This is a genomic window from Paenibacillus sp. FSL P2-0089, assembly GCF_038595095.1.
GTDB classification, from domain to species: Bacteria; Bacillota; Bacilli; order Paenibacillales; family Paenibacillaceae; genus Paenibacillus_AQ; species Paenibacillus_AQ silagei.
Map to the genome: position 1 here is coordinate 2,717,069 of NZ_CP152006.1, position 13,828 is coordinate 2,730,896.

Sequence of the window (13,828 nt, forward strand, 5' to 3'; positions counted from 1 at the left end):
GAAATGAACCATTAGCCCGGGCTGTTCGTATTATAGTTATTTGCTAACACCAAGGAAGAGGTGAGAGGAAATGCTGACGATTAGACATTTTACGAAGAGCTATAAGGGCGGCAAAAAAGCAGTAGATGATCTCAGTCTGGTAGTTGAACGGGGCGACATCTATGGCTTCATCGGCCATAACGGCGCTGGCAAGACCACGACTATCCGCGCTGTGGTGGGCGTGCTTGATTTTGAACAAGGGGAGATTGAAATTGACGGCATCTCAATTAAAAAAGATCCGTTAGCCTGCAAGGCGAAGCTTGCATACATCCCGGATAACCCGGACTTGTACGATCACCTGACGGGGATTCAGTACCTGAATTTCATCGGCGATCTCTTCAGTGTATCGGGGGCCAACCGGGAGCGGCTGATTGGGCAGTACGGCGATGCCTTCCAGCTTACAGCGAGTCTGGGCGATCTGATCTCCTCGTATTCCCACGGCATGAAGCAGAAGCTGGCCATTATCTCTGCCCTGATCCATGAGCCGAAGCTGTTAGTGCTGGATGAGCCTTTTGTGGGACTTGATCCGAAAGCGGCGCATACGCTGAAGACGATCATGGCAGATGTGTGCAGCAGAGGCAGTGCGATTTTCTTCTCCACGCATGTGCTGGATACCGCTGAGAAGCTCTGCAATAAGATTGCGATCATCAAAGGCGGACGGCTGATTGCCCATGGTAAGACCGAAGAGGTCAGAGGCGAAAACAGCCTGGAGGATGTATTCATGGAGCTGATCGATCATGATTAATGTCTGGAGATTAACGAAGCTGCAGCTGTTGTCCTCCTTCGGCCTCAATAAAGCGCTGCATACGAAAGACTCTGCACAGAGACGGAAGGCGCTGCTGCTCAGCATCGCGATGATAGCCGGGATACTCATGATCGGAGCCGTGTCATTCGGCTACAGCTTCATGATGGCGCAGTCGTTCGAGCAGCTTGGGCGGATGGACTTATTGCTGGCAGTGATGATGGCGGTCACTTCGCTGGTCGGCTTCTTCACTACGGTCTATAAGGCAAGCGGGGTATTATTCAGTTATAAAGACTACGATATGATCATGTCCCTCCCGGTGAAGACCAGCCATGTGGTGGCGAGCCGGGTGCTTCAGCTCTATGTGATGAACCTGTTCTTCACACTGCTGGTCATGCTTCCGGCGGGGGCGGTGTATGCGATACATGTGAAGCCGGGCGTGCTGTTCTATCTGTTTTTCCTATTGACGCTCTTCTTCATTACTCTGTTGCCGATTATAGCGGCTACGCTTGTGGGCACCCTCATTAGCTGGGTCTCTTCCCGGTTCCGGGCGAGCAAAATCCTGAATATGATCCTCACGTTCGCCTTCATCATTATACTGATGTTGGGCTCGTTCACGCTCAATCAAGGCCAGCAGGCGATTGCAGATGTTGGAGCCGCCTTGGGTGATATGATCTTCAAGGTGTATCCTCCGGCTTCCCTGTACGTTGATGCGGTCTGCTCGTACCGGGTAAGTGCCTTGCTCTTCTTCATCGCGGTGTCTGTGCTGGTCTTTATGCTGTTCTCAATCCTGCTGGCGACCCGGTATAAGGCGATTCATACAGGGCTTATGACCAGCCGCGCAAGCCGCGGATATACGATGAAGCCGCTACAGGCTAATTCAGCATTCAAGGCCTTGTATCTAAAGGAGCTGCGGCGTTATTTCAGCTCGGTCAATTATGTGCTGAACACAGGGATCGGGATGGTGCTGCTCCTGATGATGTCCATTTCCTTATTATTCGTCAGCTCAGAGCAGCTGGGAACTATACTTGACATCCCGCAGCTGTCGGACTCCCTAAGTACGCTGAGTCCGCTGGTGATCTCTCTATTCGTTGTTCTGAGCTGTACGACAGCCTGCTCTATTTCGCTGGAAGGCAATCATCTGTGGATCTTGACCAGCTCCCCCGTGCCCAAACCGGCAATTGTATTCAGCAAGGTGGCGGTGAATCTCACTATTACGTTACCGGTTACAGCCGTAAGCTGGGGGCTGCTGGTCTATACCCTGCGTGCCGGGTTGACGGAGAGTATATTGATGCTGGCCGTTCCGGTAATCTATGCCTGCTATTCTGCGCTGCTGGGCGTTATGGTGAACCTGAAGCTGCCCAAGCTGGACTGGACCAGTGAAGTTGCGGCGATCAAGCAGAGTGCGTCGGTGCTGGTAACGATGGTTATCGGCGTTCTCACGCTGGCTGTTCCCGCCGTACTATTCATGCTTCTTCCTGGGATGGACGGAAATCTCATCCTGCTGGGATACTGCATTCTAATGGCAGCGGTCTGCGCCGGCATGTACAGATATATCCAGATCAATGGGGAACGGTTATTTGCGAAGCTGTAGCTGCCGGTTTATCTGTGCGGATAATCATGGGTATTAGTGTCACCAGAGCGGCAAAGAACAGAAATATCGCCCAGTAAGGGCTGTTCAGCGACAGCATCCGGCTCGACAGTGCAGGTCCTGCCGCCATGCCCGCGAAGTTAATCAGATTGAACAGCCCGAAGCCTGCGGCACTCGCTGGTGCAGGAACGGTCAGGGGAACGCTATGGTTCAGTCCGATCTGTACAGCGCAATTCCCGATGTAGATACACACCAGAGCGACTACTAAGAGGGCCAGTGAGGTGTGAGCTCCTTGAGCCATGAGAACAAAGCCGGAAATGGCTGCCAGGCTAAAGACGCTGATTAACCGCTTAGGGGTCCATATCTGCAGCAGACGTCCAGCCAGCAGGTTCGTGCCCACATTGAACAGTGCGGTGGCGAATAGAATCAAGCCGATTGTAACAGGAGATATCCTGTAGGTATGTGTAAGCAGCAATGGAAACAGATAGAGGACAGCCACGATAGAGGCGCTGTTCAGAGAGGTTGCCGCAAGCAGCTTTTGAAAAGGCTTCAGCTTCAGCATATGTATATCTACAAAAGGGTTCATCCGGTCTTTACTGGCATAAGCCTTCATGAGTACAATCATTATTAGGGTGATGATGAACAGCCAGAGATTCAGTGAAATAGCGAGCAAAAATGAGACGATGATCAGCGTCACCATCACTGCACCTGCCCTATCGAATTGCTGCCGGTCATGGTCTTCTCTGAGGTAAGCTCTAGGCATGAAGGCATAGATCCCGAAGAATCCCAGGGCAATTAGGAACATGAACAGGAAGAGGAAATGCCACCCGAAGAAGGTGGTAATAGCGCCGCCGAGCAGAAAGCCGGCTCCTGAGCCGAGGGTCATCATCGAACTGATTAGGGTTAGACCAAGCTTCCTGTGAGCCGGCTGCAGATAGTGGCTGACGGTAATCATGGACAAGGGAACGAAGCAAGATCCGCCACTGGCTTGAATCACGCGTGCTGCAATGAGCAGGAGGTAGTGCCCGCTGAGGTATCCAAGAATGGAGCCTCCGACAAACAGGCTAATTCCTGTCAGGAGCAGCGTTCTGATCTGATAGTGCTCGGATAATTTGCTGTACGTTAAAGCTCCGATGGAGATGATGCAGGTATAGCAGGTAATGATCAGGCTGGCCTTCGTGGTTGTGAGATGCAGATCGGCTATGATGCTTGGCAGGGCCACGTTAAATAAAATAGCATTAGACACGCCCATCAGCACGAGAAAACATAAGGTTGCCAGCAAGGCAGCCTCTTTGTTCATCATTTTCATCCGTGATTCTCCTTCGTATTTGTTATTGTTTAATAGTCATAAAACTTTATGACTATTAAGGCAAAAAAAAGCTACTGCCCTAGAGAGTAGCTAAGAACCCGGGTAAATAGGCCTCAAAGGTGTCCAGGTTCAAACTGATATGCTTATGTACACCTTCCTTCCTTATATTCACCAGCCCGGATTCAGACAACAGCTTAAGATGATACGAGCTGTTGGATTTGCTGATTCCGAGGCTCTGCCCGACCTCCCCGCAGATAGGGGGCCGCTCTATATTCTTCAGAAAGCGGATAATCTCGATCCGCTTCTCATCCGACAACGTCTGAAATATGCGGACACGCTGCGTGTCCGTTAATGGTTGTAAAGTCATGTGACTATGATACTCTGGGGCATTCCGGTTGTCAACGGCAATGGTGTATCCGCTTTATCATTGCATAAATGTATAATTATGTATTACAGTGTTTTTACAACACCATCCCCAATAAGTTAGGAGATGAACCCGTGCAGTCCCTACTTGAGCAGCTTGAAGATTATACGAATAAATACCTGAAGCTATTCGGGTAACTACTAATGATGACCTCATTCCAGCCCAGCGGATGTATGAGCGCGTTGGTTTTGTTTTGCAACAGAAACGGCACATGGGTCCTGACTCCGTACTTAAGGGTGAACATTGGGATTACGTGTATAGGGTATAAAGCCAGGAGGTACATACAATGAAACAGTCAGAGGTTACATTAAGTAAAGCTACGTTGGAGGATGCGGCGGATATTCATGCTATGCAGCTTCAGGCCTTTCTGCCGCTCTTGGAGAAATATCAGGATTATGAGACAAGCCCGGCCAATGAAACGGTGGAGAGAGTGGCGGAACGGCTTAATCAGGCTTTTGTAGATTATTACATCATCCGGTATGCCGGTGTCGCAGCAGGTAGCATTAGGGTCAAGAAGACAGATGAGCAGAAATATTGGCTAGGCCAAATATTTATCTTGCCGGAGTATCAAGGCCTGGGCATAGCCCAGCAGGTATTCGCCCAAATCGAGCAAATCTATGCTGACGCTACAGTCTGGGGACTGGCTACCATCGTGCAAGAGGAAAGAAACTGCTATTTGTATGAGAAGATGGGTTACAGAAAGACGGGGGAGACTCAAGAAATCAACGACAAGCTGACCTTGTGCTATTATGAAAAAGAGGTTAATTAACCTAAGTATTATAGCGAATGTAAACTATCTTTGTTCTGTTTTCGGATCGTCAAAATGAAGCGTGGGAGGCCAACAGATGATTTCTCAAACTAGTCTTGAAGGCTATAAGGGAGCATCTCTCATTCGTGACAAGCATTTTTTGTATGTCTCCCCGCATCTCTTGTTGCGGCCTTTTATCTCTAGCTATACGATTTCCACTCCAACGGTGCAGACGATGTCGGATGAGTATGCTGTTCTGCCGTCTGCAAGCTCTACACTGGTGCTATCGGTGACACATCATAACATCATCTCAAGTTTGCGGGGTACAAACACCAAGGTGTGCCATGTCGGAGCATTTGCTAATAAGCTGAAGCTGTTATTTTTGATTGAGTTTCATCCGGGCGGACTGTATCCTTTCATTAAGGCTGACCAGTCCGAATTGCTGGATGCCTCCTTTATGCTGGACCAGCTGGATAAGACTCTGAAGCAAGCTCTGGAGGACATACTGCTGGAATCGGAGAGTATCGTTTCGCTGCTGAATACAGTTAACAGAATTTTCATCCATAGGCTATATGCTCGTCCTATAAGCAAGGACGTCTCTGCGATCATGAACAGTATAATTAGCAAGCATGGGAATGTAAGCGCTAAGAAATTATCCTCCGATTTCTACTATAGCGAGAAGCACATCCGGCGTTTGTTTCTAAGACATATTGGCACCAGCCCGAAGATGTTTTCCAGGATAGTCCGTGTCAATTACGCGCTGAAGCTATTGCAGAATAAGCCAGAGTCGTTCACGGAAGTTGCTGTACAGGCCGGGTTCTTCGATCAGCCGCATTTCAATAAGGACTTCAAGATGCTTTGCGGTCTGACTCCGCAGGATTATCTGAAGAACATGTCCGTTTTTTACAATGACAGCTTCAAAATGTAGCTTACAATTAGCGCATGGAGCCGTGTTCATCCAGGCCAGCAATGGCCCATAGCCTGCTGCTCCTTATAGGAAGGGGGTTTGTTATGATCGTGCCAGCGATACATTTACCGGGGAATTGTAAAGAAGCTATAGAGTTTTATCAGCAGGTTTTTGATGTGACGGATGTCTGCATAGATTACTTCAGAAATGCCCCGCCGGATCCGAGCTTCCCTGTGTCAGAGGATATACATGATCATGTTATGCATAGTGAAATCACAATCTGTGGATCAAGGCTCAACATGAGCGACACGCAAGAGAAACTAGCAGCGGGGAACATGATATGCCTGAATGTCTTCTTCAAGTCTGGTGACGAGGTATGCCAGGTATTCCAACGGCTTAAGGAAGGCGGCAAGGTTGTGGTGGAACTGGGGCCACAATTTTTCAGCCCTATGTACGGGTCTATTGAAGATAAGTTTGGCTTGAAATGGCAGTTAATCTCATAACCCTTGGAGGAAACCGATCATGGCAGCTGACAGAGAAGACACAAGCTCAACCGCTGGAGTAACAACACCGAACGGTAGTAAGAAGCTAAGCAGGCAGGCATTTGAGGAAATTCGGCAGTGGATGCATCGCAACGCCCGGCCTGTTGAACTCTCCGTTTGGAAATATGAGTTCGAAAGAGGTAGTAAGGAAGAGGTGCTCGCGGAATTAGCTTACTACCAGAATAGAGATGGAGGCTTCGGAAACGGACTCGAGGCAGATAGCTGGAATCCACATTCCTCACCGTATACAACCGTGACTGCCATTCATATCCTGAGGAATGTAAGTTTTACCGATACTAAGCACCCAATTATGCAAGGGATAATAAGGTTTCTTGAAAGCGGGGCTTATTTCTCGAAAGATTACTGGTTCTTCAGTATTCCATCTAACAATGACTACCCGCATGCCCCATGGTGGACCTTCAATGCGGAGTCCAACAAGGTGGAAAGCGTAGGCGTCACGGCTGAAATCGTCAGCTTCATCTTGAATTTCACGGACCCCGGCAGCAGCATATACCAAAAAGCCACGCAGGTATCACGTCAACTGATATACCGGCTCAAAACGACGGATAACTATGGGGACATGGGTATCGCAGGCTGCTGCACTCTTCTGGACACCGTACAGCAGTGTGGCTTAGCAGATATATTGGAGTATGATTTTTTACAGGATACCTTAAGAAAATTAGTCTATGAGTCTATTGAAAAGGACATCTGCAAGTGGGTTTATTATGGTGTGCGGCCCTCGAATTATATCACTTCCCCTGGCAGCAGGTTCTATTCGGGTAATGAAGCTTGGATACATCAAGAACTGGATTACCTCATTGATACAAAGCCGGAGGGCGAAGTATGGGGGATCAATTGGAGCTGGTTCCAAAACAATGAAGTGTACGCCAAAGAGTTTGCCATCAGCGAGAACTGGTGGAAGGCGGCTAAGGCCATTGAGAAAACCAAGCTGCTTCGGGATTTCGGCAGGCTTGATTCAGGAGGATGAAGATGGAGCATATTCAGGCACTCGTTCAAGGAAATCAAGCAGGCGCTATGTGCAGGATTGAATATTGTTATCCGCTTGACAAGGGGAGCAATAAAAAGTAAAGTGAGAACATATAATATCTTAACTTAAAGATAATATTAAAGTTAATATCTTAATGTAAAGATAATTTAGGCAAATCAAACAAAAAGGAGTGAATTCAAATGAACAAACAAACCATGGGTATTCATCATATCACCGCGATTGTCGGGCATCCGCAGGAGAATATGGACTTTTATGCAGGGGTACTGGGGCTGCGGCTGGTGAAGCAAACGGTCAATTTCGACGATCCGGGAACGTATCACTTCTACTTCGGCAATGATGGCGGGAAGCCGGGAACGATTATTACCTTCTTCCCGTGGGCGGATGCGTATCAGGGTAAGATCGGCGGCGGGCAGGTTGGTGTGACTTCATATGTGATTCCGGTTGGGGCGATGGCGTTCTGGAGAGAGCGGCTCACGGCATTCAAGGTGGCTTACACAGAGATGGAGCGGTTCGGAGAGCACTACCTGGAATTCGATGATCCGCACGGTCTGCATCTGGAGCTGGTGGAACGGGAGGCGGGTGAGCGTAATGAATGGACCTTCAGCGGCGTAACCCCCGAGGTGGCGATCAAGGGCTTCGGCGGCGCAACACTGCTGTCCACTCAACCTGAACAAACGGCGGAGCTGCTGGAGAAGGTGATGGGACTTACATTCGTGGGGCAGGAAGGCGATGTCGCCCGCTACCGCTCGGCTGCGGATCTGGGCAATGTGGTTGAGCTGAAGGTAACGGCTGTACCGCGCGGTGAAATGGGTGTCGGCACCGTACATCATATCGCCTGGAGAGCGAAGGATGATCAGGATCAGCTTGAATGGCAGGAAGTTGTGCATGATAATGGATATGGGGTAACGCCTGTGCAGGACCGGAATTATTTCAACGCCATTTACTTCAGAGAGCATGGGGAGATTCTGTTCGAGATCGCTACCGATCCTCCGGGCTTCGCTCATGATGAAACGCCGGAGACGATGGGGACCAGCCTGATGCTGCCGGAACAATACGAGCCGCACAGAGCACAGATTGAACAAGTTCTGCTGCCGGTTACTGTAAGAGAGCTTGACTAATCTGCTTTGACATTAAAAAGGAGGCACGAGCATGATCACTATTGATCCGAAGCACCGCACCGAACGGGATAATTATAAGCTTCTGGTCGGGACGATTATTCCGCGTCCGATTGCTTTTGTAACTACCTTGTCGGAGAATGGGGTCTTGAACGGTGCGCCGTTCAGCTACTTCAATATTGTATCCTCCAACCCGCCTATGATCTCTATCTCTATTCAGCATGCCGGGGGTCAGCCCAAGGATACTGCACGCAACATCAAGCACATGAAGGAGTTTGTGGTTCATATTGTGGATGAGCAGAATGTCAGACAAGTGAATAGGACTGCCGCACCATTGCAGCCTGACCAGAGTGAGGTCGCCTTAGCTGGTATGACGCCTGTGGATAGCCTACGCATTAAGGTCCCCGGCGTCCAGGAAGCGAAGGTGCGGTTGGAATGTATGTTGGAGCATTGCCTGGAGCTGCCTAATAATGATCTGTTGATCGGCAGGATCGTGCAGTTTCATCTGGACGAGGCGATCTACGAGCAGGGGAGAATTAATCCGGTGGCATTAGGGGCGGTAAGCCGTCTGGCCGGGAATAACTATGCGGGGATTGGGGAGATTTTTGAGATCGAGCGGCCTGTGTAATAGGACAAGTTATCACCTAAACAACAAAACCCTGGCGCAAGCGCCAGGGTTAATTATGATTCAGGAAGTATTGCAGGCAAAGAAATAATATGCTAATGTTATAAGACTGTTGACTATTTTCGAAAATCGGATCGGAGGTAACGCATCTTATTTATATCTTAATTATAGCAAAGGGACATCCGGTTTGTCAACCCGCCTGTTTGGGACTATTTCAAGAAAGAGGAGTGATCAGGTGATGGAGAAGGTAAGCAGCTGGGAGCAGGAGCAGGAGTGGCTGGAGCAGGTCAAAGAGAAGCTGAAATCGGGGATCGCAAACCTGGAGCCGGAGGTTGGCCAGCTGAAGGAGCAGGCCACAGATATCCGCCGGAGATTCTGGGAAGAGGTTACGGTCAATACGAGTACGGAGGAGGATTTCGAAGAGAGCTTCTTCACCATTACCCAGCAGGACGCAGTCCTGTCAGAACGGGAACGCAGTCATGCGCGGAAGCTGCGGCAATGGAAGAATATGCAGCGGCTGCTGCCGTCGCCTTATTTTGGCCGGATTGATTTTCACGAGGAGGGTCAGAAGGCTGTGGAACAGGTCTATATCGGAGTGTCCTCCTTCATCGAAGAGGATGGTCTGAGCTTCGTGGTCTATGACTGGCGGACCCCCATTGCGAGCCTGTACTACGACTATCCGCCAGGAAAAGCAGCCTTCGACACACCCGGAGGACGGATTAGCGGAACGATGGAACTGAAGCGGCAGTACCAGATCCGTGACGGTCAGCTCCAGCATTTGTTCGATTCGAGCGTTACGATCGGAGATGAGCTGCTCCAGCAGGTGCTTGGCAAAGGCGCAGATTCACAAATGAAGAGCATTGTAGCCACGATTCAGGCCGAGCAGAACGCGATTATCCGTAACGATACGAGCCGGATGCTTATTGTGCAGGGAGCGGCGGGCAGCGGCAAAACCTCGGCAGCGCTCCAGCGCGTAGCCTACCTGCTGTACAAACACCGCGAGCGGCTGACGGCGGATCAGATTGTGTTATTTTCCCCTAACCCGATGTTCAACAGCTATGTATCTACCGTTCTTCCGGAGCTGGGTGAAGAGAATATGCAGCAGGTCACCTTTCAGGAATATCTGGAAACATGGCTGGGGCAGGATTACCGGATTGAAGATTCGTTCGATCAGATGGAATACGTGCTTACCGCTCAGCAGGAAGAGGGGTATGAAGCCCGTCTCAAGGGAGTCGGATATAAGGCGTTGGAAGCCTTCCTCCGGGCACTTCAGGGTTATGCGCAGTGGCTGAAGCTGGAGGGAATGCTGTTCAAGGACATTCGCTTCCGGGACCGCGTGTTAATCTCGGGGGAGCTAATCAAGAGCAAGCTATACAGCTTTGATCCTTCGATTCGTCTGCCTAACCGGATTACGCTGGTGCAGAAATGGCTGCTCGAAGAGCTGACCAGACTGCAAAAGCTGGAGCAGGGAGCCTCCTGGGTAGAGGAAGAGATGAATTACCTCGACAATGACCAATACGCTGAAGTATACCGGATGCTGCACAGGGAACGGGGCGTGTTTGATTTTGCCGAGAAATACCTCCGCCTTCAGGAATTGCTGGTCCACAAGCGCGAGCAGGATGAGAGTGACTTTGATTTCGCCGAACGGGAGGAAGAGCTGCTGGCCCAGATGATCGTGAAGGAGCAGTTCAAACCGCTGAGACGGGGGATCAGGAAGTTCACCTTTATCGACATGGCCGGGCTCTACCGTCAATTGTTCAGTGATGAAACGGCCTACAGGGAAATGACGGGTGAAGCGGAGGTGCCGGAGCTGTGGCTGGAGATCTGCGGGCAGACCCGGAAGATGCTGGATAGCGGGACACTCTGGTATGAAGATGCGACCCCGTATTTGTATTTAAAAGAGCTAATCGAAGGTGTGCGGACGAATACGCAGGTGCGGCATATTTTTGTGGATGAAGGCCAGGATTATTCCATGTTCCAGTATGAGTTCCTCAAAAAGCTGTTTCCGCGTGCCCGCATGACGGTGCTGGGAGACTTCGGCCAGGCGATCTTCACGCAGGCGACGAATCTGTATGGAAGCAGCTCACCGCTGCTGAAGCTCTATGGAGAAGAAGAGACTAGCCAGTTCCTGCTGGTCCGCAGCTACCGCTCGACCTTTGAGATTGTGGAGTTTACGAAGCGGCTGCTGCCCGGCGGCGAGGCGATTGTGGCTTTTGAACGGAGGGGCCGGAAGCCGGTATTGGCTAAGCTGGACAATCGTGAGTTGAGGGCGGAGCGCATCGTGAAAGATCTCGCGGAGCTTCAGGCTGAAGGCTATAGCTCCATCGCTGTGATTACGAAGACGGCCGCAGAGAGCAGAGAAGCTTATGAGTGCCTGACTGCCCAAGGTGGCGCCCCGGAGCTGAGGCTGATTACGAAGAATACGCCAACTTTTGAAAAAGGAATACAGGTGATCCCCGCTTATCTGGCCAAAGGCGTGGAGTTCGATGCCGTACTGATCTACGACGCCTCTCCGCAGACGTATCACAGGGAGAGTGAGCGGAAGCTTTTTTATACGGCATGTACTCGGGCTATGCACCGGCTGCAGTTGTATACTGCAGGGGAGTGGACGCCGTTTGTCGGTGGGGTAGATGGGGCGTTGTATGAGCAGACAGTAGCTACGCTATAGATATAAGAAGGCCTCTCTAATTTAATGGAGGGGTCTTTGCATGTTGAGCCAGGTTTACCTAAAAGAATGCAGTGGATGGATCTGTGATACTTTTTTCATATCAAAACACTCATTAAATGATATTTCACCTATTAATAGTAATTTGTTACGCTTAAATAGCTATTAAAAGGAGGTAAGAAGATGGAATATCGTAAATTGGGTGCCAGCGGCTTATCGGTCAGTGAGATTGCTTTTGGCAACTGGATTACGCATGGGGCTCAAGTGGATAATGACACCGCTAAAGCTTGTGTCCACGCTGCATTGAATGCGGGAATTACTACATTTGACACCGCAGATGTGTATTCGGATACGAAGGCTGAGACGGTGCTGGGACAAGTCTTAACAGGTGTGCGGCGGGAGAGCATCGAGTTATGTACCAAGGTCTATCAGCCTACAGGAACAGGCCCCAATGACCGGGGATTATCCCGGAAGCATATCATGGAAGCTTGTAACTCTTCGTTAAAAAGGTTACAGACGGATTATATAGATATTTATTATGCCCATAGATTTGACAAGAAGGTTTCGCTGGAGGAGACCTTCCTGGCCTTCTCTGATCTGGTGCGTCAAGGGAAGGTTCTGTATGTGGGGATCAGCGAATGGACGGCGGAACAGATCACACAAGCTGCGGTGTTGGCCCGGGAGCTGAGGGTTCCTCTGGTGGCTAGCCAGCCGCAATATTCGATGTTATGGCGGGTGATCGAAGCGGAGGTTATCCAGGCTTCTGAGCAGGAAGGAATCGGGCAGGTTGTCTGGTCACCGCTGGCCCAAGGCATTCTGTCGGGAAAATATCTGCCGAATCAACCGGTCCCGCAGGGGTCCCGCGCTTCGACTTCGGCGGGTTCTCCGTTTTTTGAACGATTGGCTGGCCAGTGGCTGCACACAGAGGTTCTTACGGCGGTCTCCCGGCTGTCCTCACTTGCACACGAAGCGGGGCTGACACTGCCGCAATTGGCCATCGCATGGGTGCTGCAGAATCCGCAGGTGTCGGCTGCAATCATTGGGGCATCCAGACCAGAGCAGGTACAAGAGAATGTGAAGGCTTCGGGCGTGCGTCTTGAATCTGATTTGCTGAGTGAGATCGACAGAATATTAGAGGGGCTAGTTGAGCGTGATCCTGCAAAAACCGGGTGAATAACGCTGTCCGCTCACCTTTCACCTGGAATTATGTTCTTGTAAAATCTCTATAAATGCAGAGAGGATGGCCTGATTCGTATCCGTTCTCCAGGCAGCGTAGAAGGGAACAGGCGGCGCATTTTCTTCGAAGGGTCTGAACACGACCCCGCTGCGCTGGAAGACGGAAACTGAAGAAGGGACAATGGAAACTCCCAGGTTCGCTGCCACAAGGTTAACAATGGTATACATCTGCACGGCTTCCTGTACAACCTGAGGGTAAATATCATGCTCAGCGCAGAAGCCCATAATCAGATCATGAAAAGGAAGACCGTGCTTACGCGGAAAGAAGATAAAAGGCTCGGAACGCAAAGCGGAGACCGGCAATGCAGGAAGCTTGGCGAGCGGATGTTGATCAGGCAGCACGGCAACCAGAGTTTCGTTGATCAGGCTGCAATGATTAATATTCTGTGTCGGCTCAATGAAGCGCATGAATCCAATATGGATGGTACCGTCATGCAACGCCTGCCATTGCTGGGCAGAAGTCATCTCCAGCAGGTTCAGCTGTATTTGAGGAAACCGTTGCCGGAATATTTTGAGTACATCGACCATGATTCCGCCTTCTGCTGAACCGATGAATGCAATGTTCAAATGTCCAATGATGCCTTGGCTAGCCAGCCGTACAGTTTGAATAGACCGCTCCAGTTGAGCTAAAACCCGGCTGGCTTCCTCATAAAAAACAGCTCCCGCCGGTGTGAGGCGGACCTGACGCTTGTTCCGTTCAAATAGCTTCACACCAAGCTCTTGTTCCAGGGCTTGTATCTGCTGGGTCAACGGAGGTTGTGTCATATGTAATTTCTCTGCGGCACGATGGAAATGAAGCTCTTCCGCAACCGCAATGAAGTATTGTAATTTTCGTATATCCATTGTTGTGGTCCTCTTTTCCTACAGATAAAGCTA

Annotated in this window: 13 protein-coding genes; 10 read left to right on the top strand and 3 right to left on the bottom strand. The window is 50.3% G+C overall.

Going from position 1 to position 13,828, the window contains the following annotated elements; genetic code table 11:
• The first annotated feature begins 70 nt into the window (after positions 1-70).
• Together NST69_RS10885 and NST69_RS10890 are read left to right on the top strand one after the other, a co-directional pair.
• Entirely contained in the window at positions 71-784 is a 714-nt protein-coding gene (locus NST69_RS10885) for an ABC transporter ATP-binding protein (RefSeq protein WP_036729857.1), read from the top strand.
• Positions 777-2,375 carry a hypothetical protein gene (locus NST69_RS10890; protein ID WP_342549260.1) on the top strand — a complete coding sequence of 533 codons (1,599 nt, stop codon included), beginning with the start codon at positions 777-779 and terminating at the stop codon, positions 2,373-2,375. Before NST69_RS10885 ends, NST69_RS10890 begins: the two co-directional genes overlap by 8 nt.
• Here the strand turns inward: NST69_RS10890 and NST69_RS10895 are convergent.
• Positions 2,344-3,681 carry an MFS transporter gene (locus NST69_RS10895; protein ID WP_342549261.1) on the bottom strand — a complete coding sequence of 446 codons (1,338 nt, stop codon included), beginning with the start codon at positions 3,679-3,681 and terminating at the stop codon, positions 2,344-2,346. The two genes, NST69_RS10890 and NST69_RS10895, sit on opposite strands and share 32 nt — an antisense overlap.
• A 79-nt stretch (positions 3,682-3,760) precedes the next feature.
• Entirely contained in the window at positions 3,761-4,048 is a 288-nt protein-coding gene (locus NST69_RS10900) for a helix-turn-helix transcriptional regulator (RefSeq protein ID WP_036729848.1), read from the bottom strand.
• A gap of 343 nt (positions 4,049-4,391) precedes the next feature.
• Between NST69_RS10900 and NST69_RS10905 the strand changes: the two genes are divergently transcribed.
• The 8 genes from NST69_RS10905 (at position 4,392) to NST69_RS10940 (ending at position 12,889) form a co-directional block, all read left to right on the top strand.
• Positions 4,392-4,874 carry a GNAT family N-acetyltransferase gene (locus tag NST69_RS10905; protein ID WP_342549262.1) on the top strand — a complete coding sequence of 161 codons (483 nt, stop codon included), beginning with the start codon at positions 4,392-4,394 and terminating at the stop codon, positions 4,872-4,874.
• A 76-nt stretch (positions 4,875-4,950) separates the two neighbouring features.
• The gene (locus NST69_RS10910) at positions 4,951-5,781 is read left to right on the top strand and encodes a helix-turn-helix domain-containing protein (RefSeq protein WP_342549263.1); all 831 of its coding nucleotides are present in this window, start codon (positions 4,951-4,953) and stop codon (positions 5,779-5,781) included.
• An 83-nt stretch (positions 5,782-5,864) separates the two neighbouring features.
• On the top strand, positions 5,865-6,263 hold the full coding sequence (locus tag NST69_RS10915; protein ID WP_342549265.1) for a VOC family protein: 399 nt from the start codon (positions 5,865-5,867) through the stop codon (positions 6,261-6,263).
• A 19-nt stretch (positions 6,264-6,282) separates the two neighbouring features.
• Positions 6,283-7,290, top strand: coding sequence for a hypothetical protein (locus NST69_RS10920; protein WP_342549266.1), 1,008 nt, complete (start codon positions 6,283-6,285; stop codon positions 7,288-7,290).
• A gap of 200 nt (positions 7,291-7,490) precedes the next feature.
• On the top strand, positions 7,491-8,429 hold the full coding sequence (locus tag NST69_RS10925) for a ring-cleaving dioxygenase (RefSeq protein ID WP_342549267.1): 939 nt from the start codon (positions 7,491-7,493) through the stop codon (positions 8,427-8,429).
• A gap of 31 nt (positions 8,430-8,460) precedes the next feature.
• On the top strand, positions 8,461-9,054 hold the full coding sequence (locus NST69_RS10930; protein ID WP_342549268.1) for a flavin reductase family protein: 594 nt from the start codon (positions 8,461-8,463) through the stop codon (positions 9,052-9,054).
• A gap of 235 nt (positions 9,055-9,289) precedes the next feature.
• On the top strand, positions 9,290-11,719 hold the full coding sequence (helD, locus tag NST69_RS10935) for an RNA polymerase recycling motor HelD (RefSeq protein ID WP_342549269.1): 2,430 nt from the start codon (positions 9,290-9,292) through the stop codon (positions 11,717-11,719).
• 180 nt (positions 11,720-11,899) lie between these two features.
• On the top strand, positions 11,900-12,889 hold the full coding sequence (locus tag NST69_RS10940; protein ID WP_342549270.1) for an aldo/keto reductase family protein: 990 nt from the start codon (positions 11,900-11,902) through the stop codon (positions 12,887-12,889).
• A gap of 21 nt (positions 12,890-12,910) precedes the next feature.
• Here the strand turns inward: NST69_RS10940 and NST69_RS10945 are convergent, their stop codons facing one another.
• Positions 12,911-13,795 (bottom strand): LysR substrate-binding domain-containing protein, encoded by an 885-nt coding sequence (locus NST69_RS10945; protein ID WP_342549271.1) that lies wholly within the window; start codon positions 13,793-13,795, stop codon positions 12,911-12,913.
• Positions 13,796-13,828: the final 33 nt, after the last annotated feature.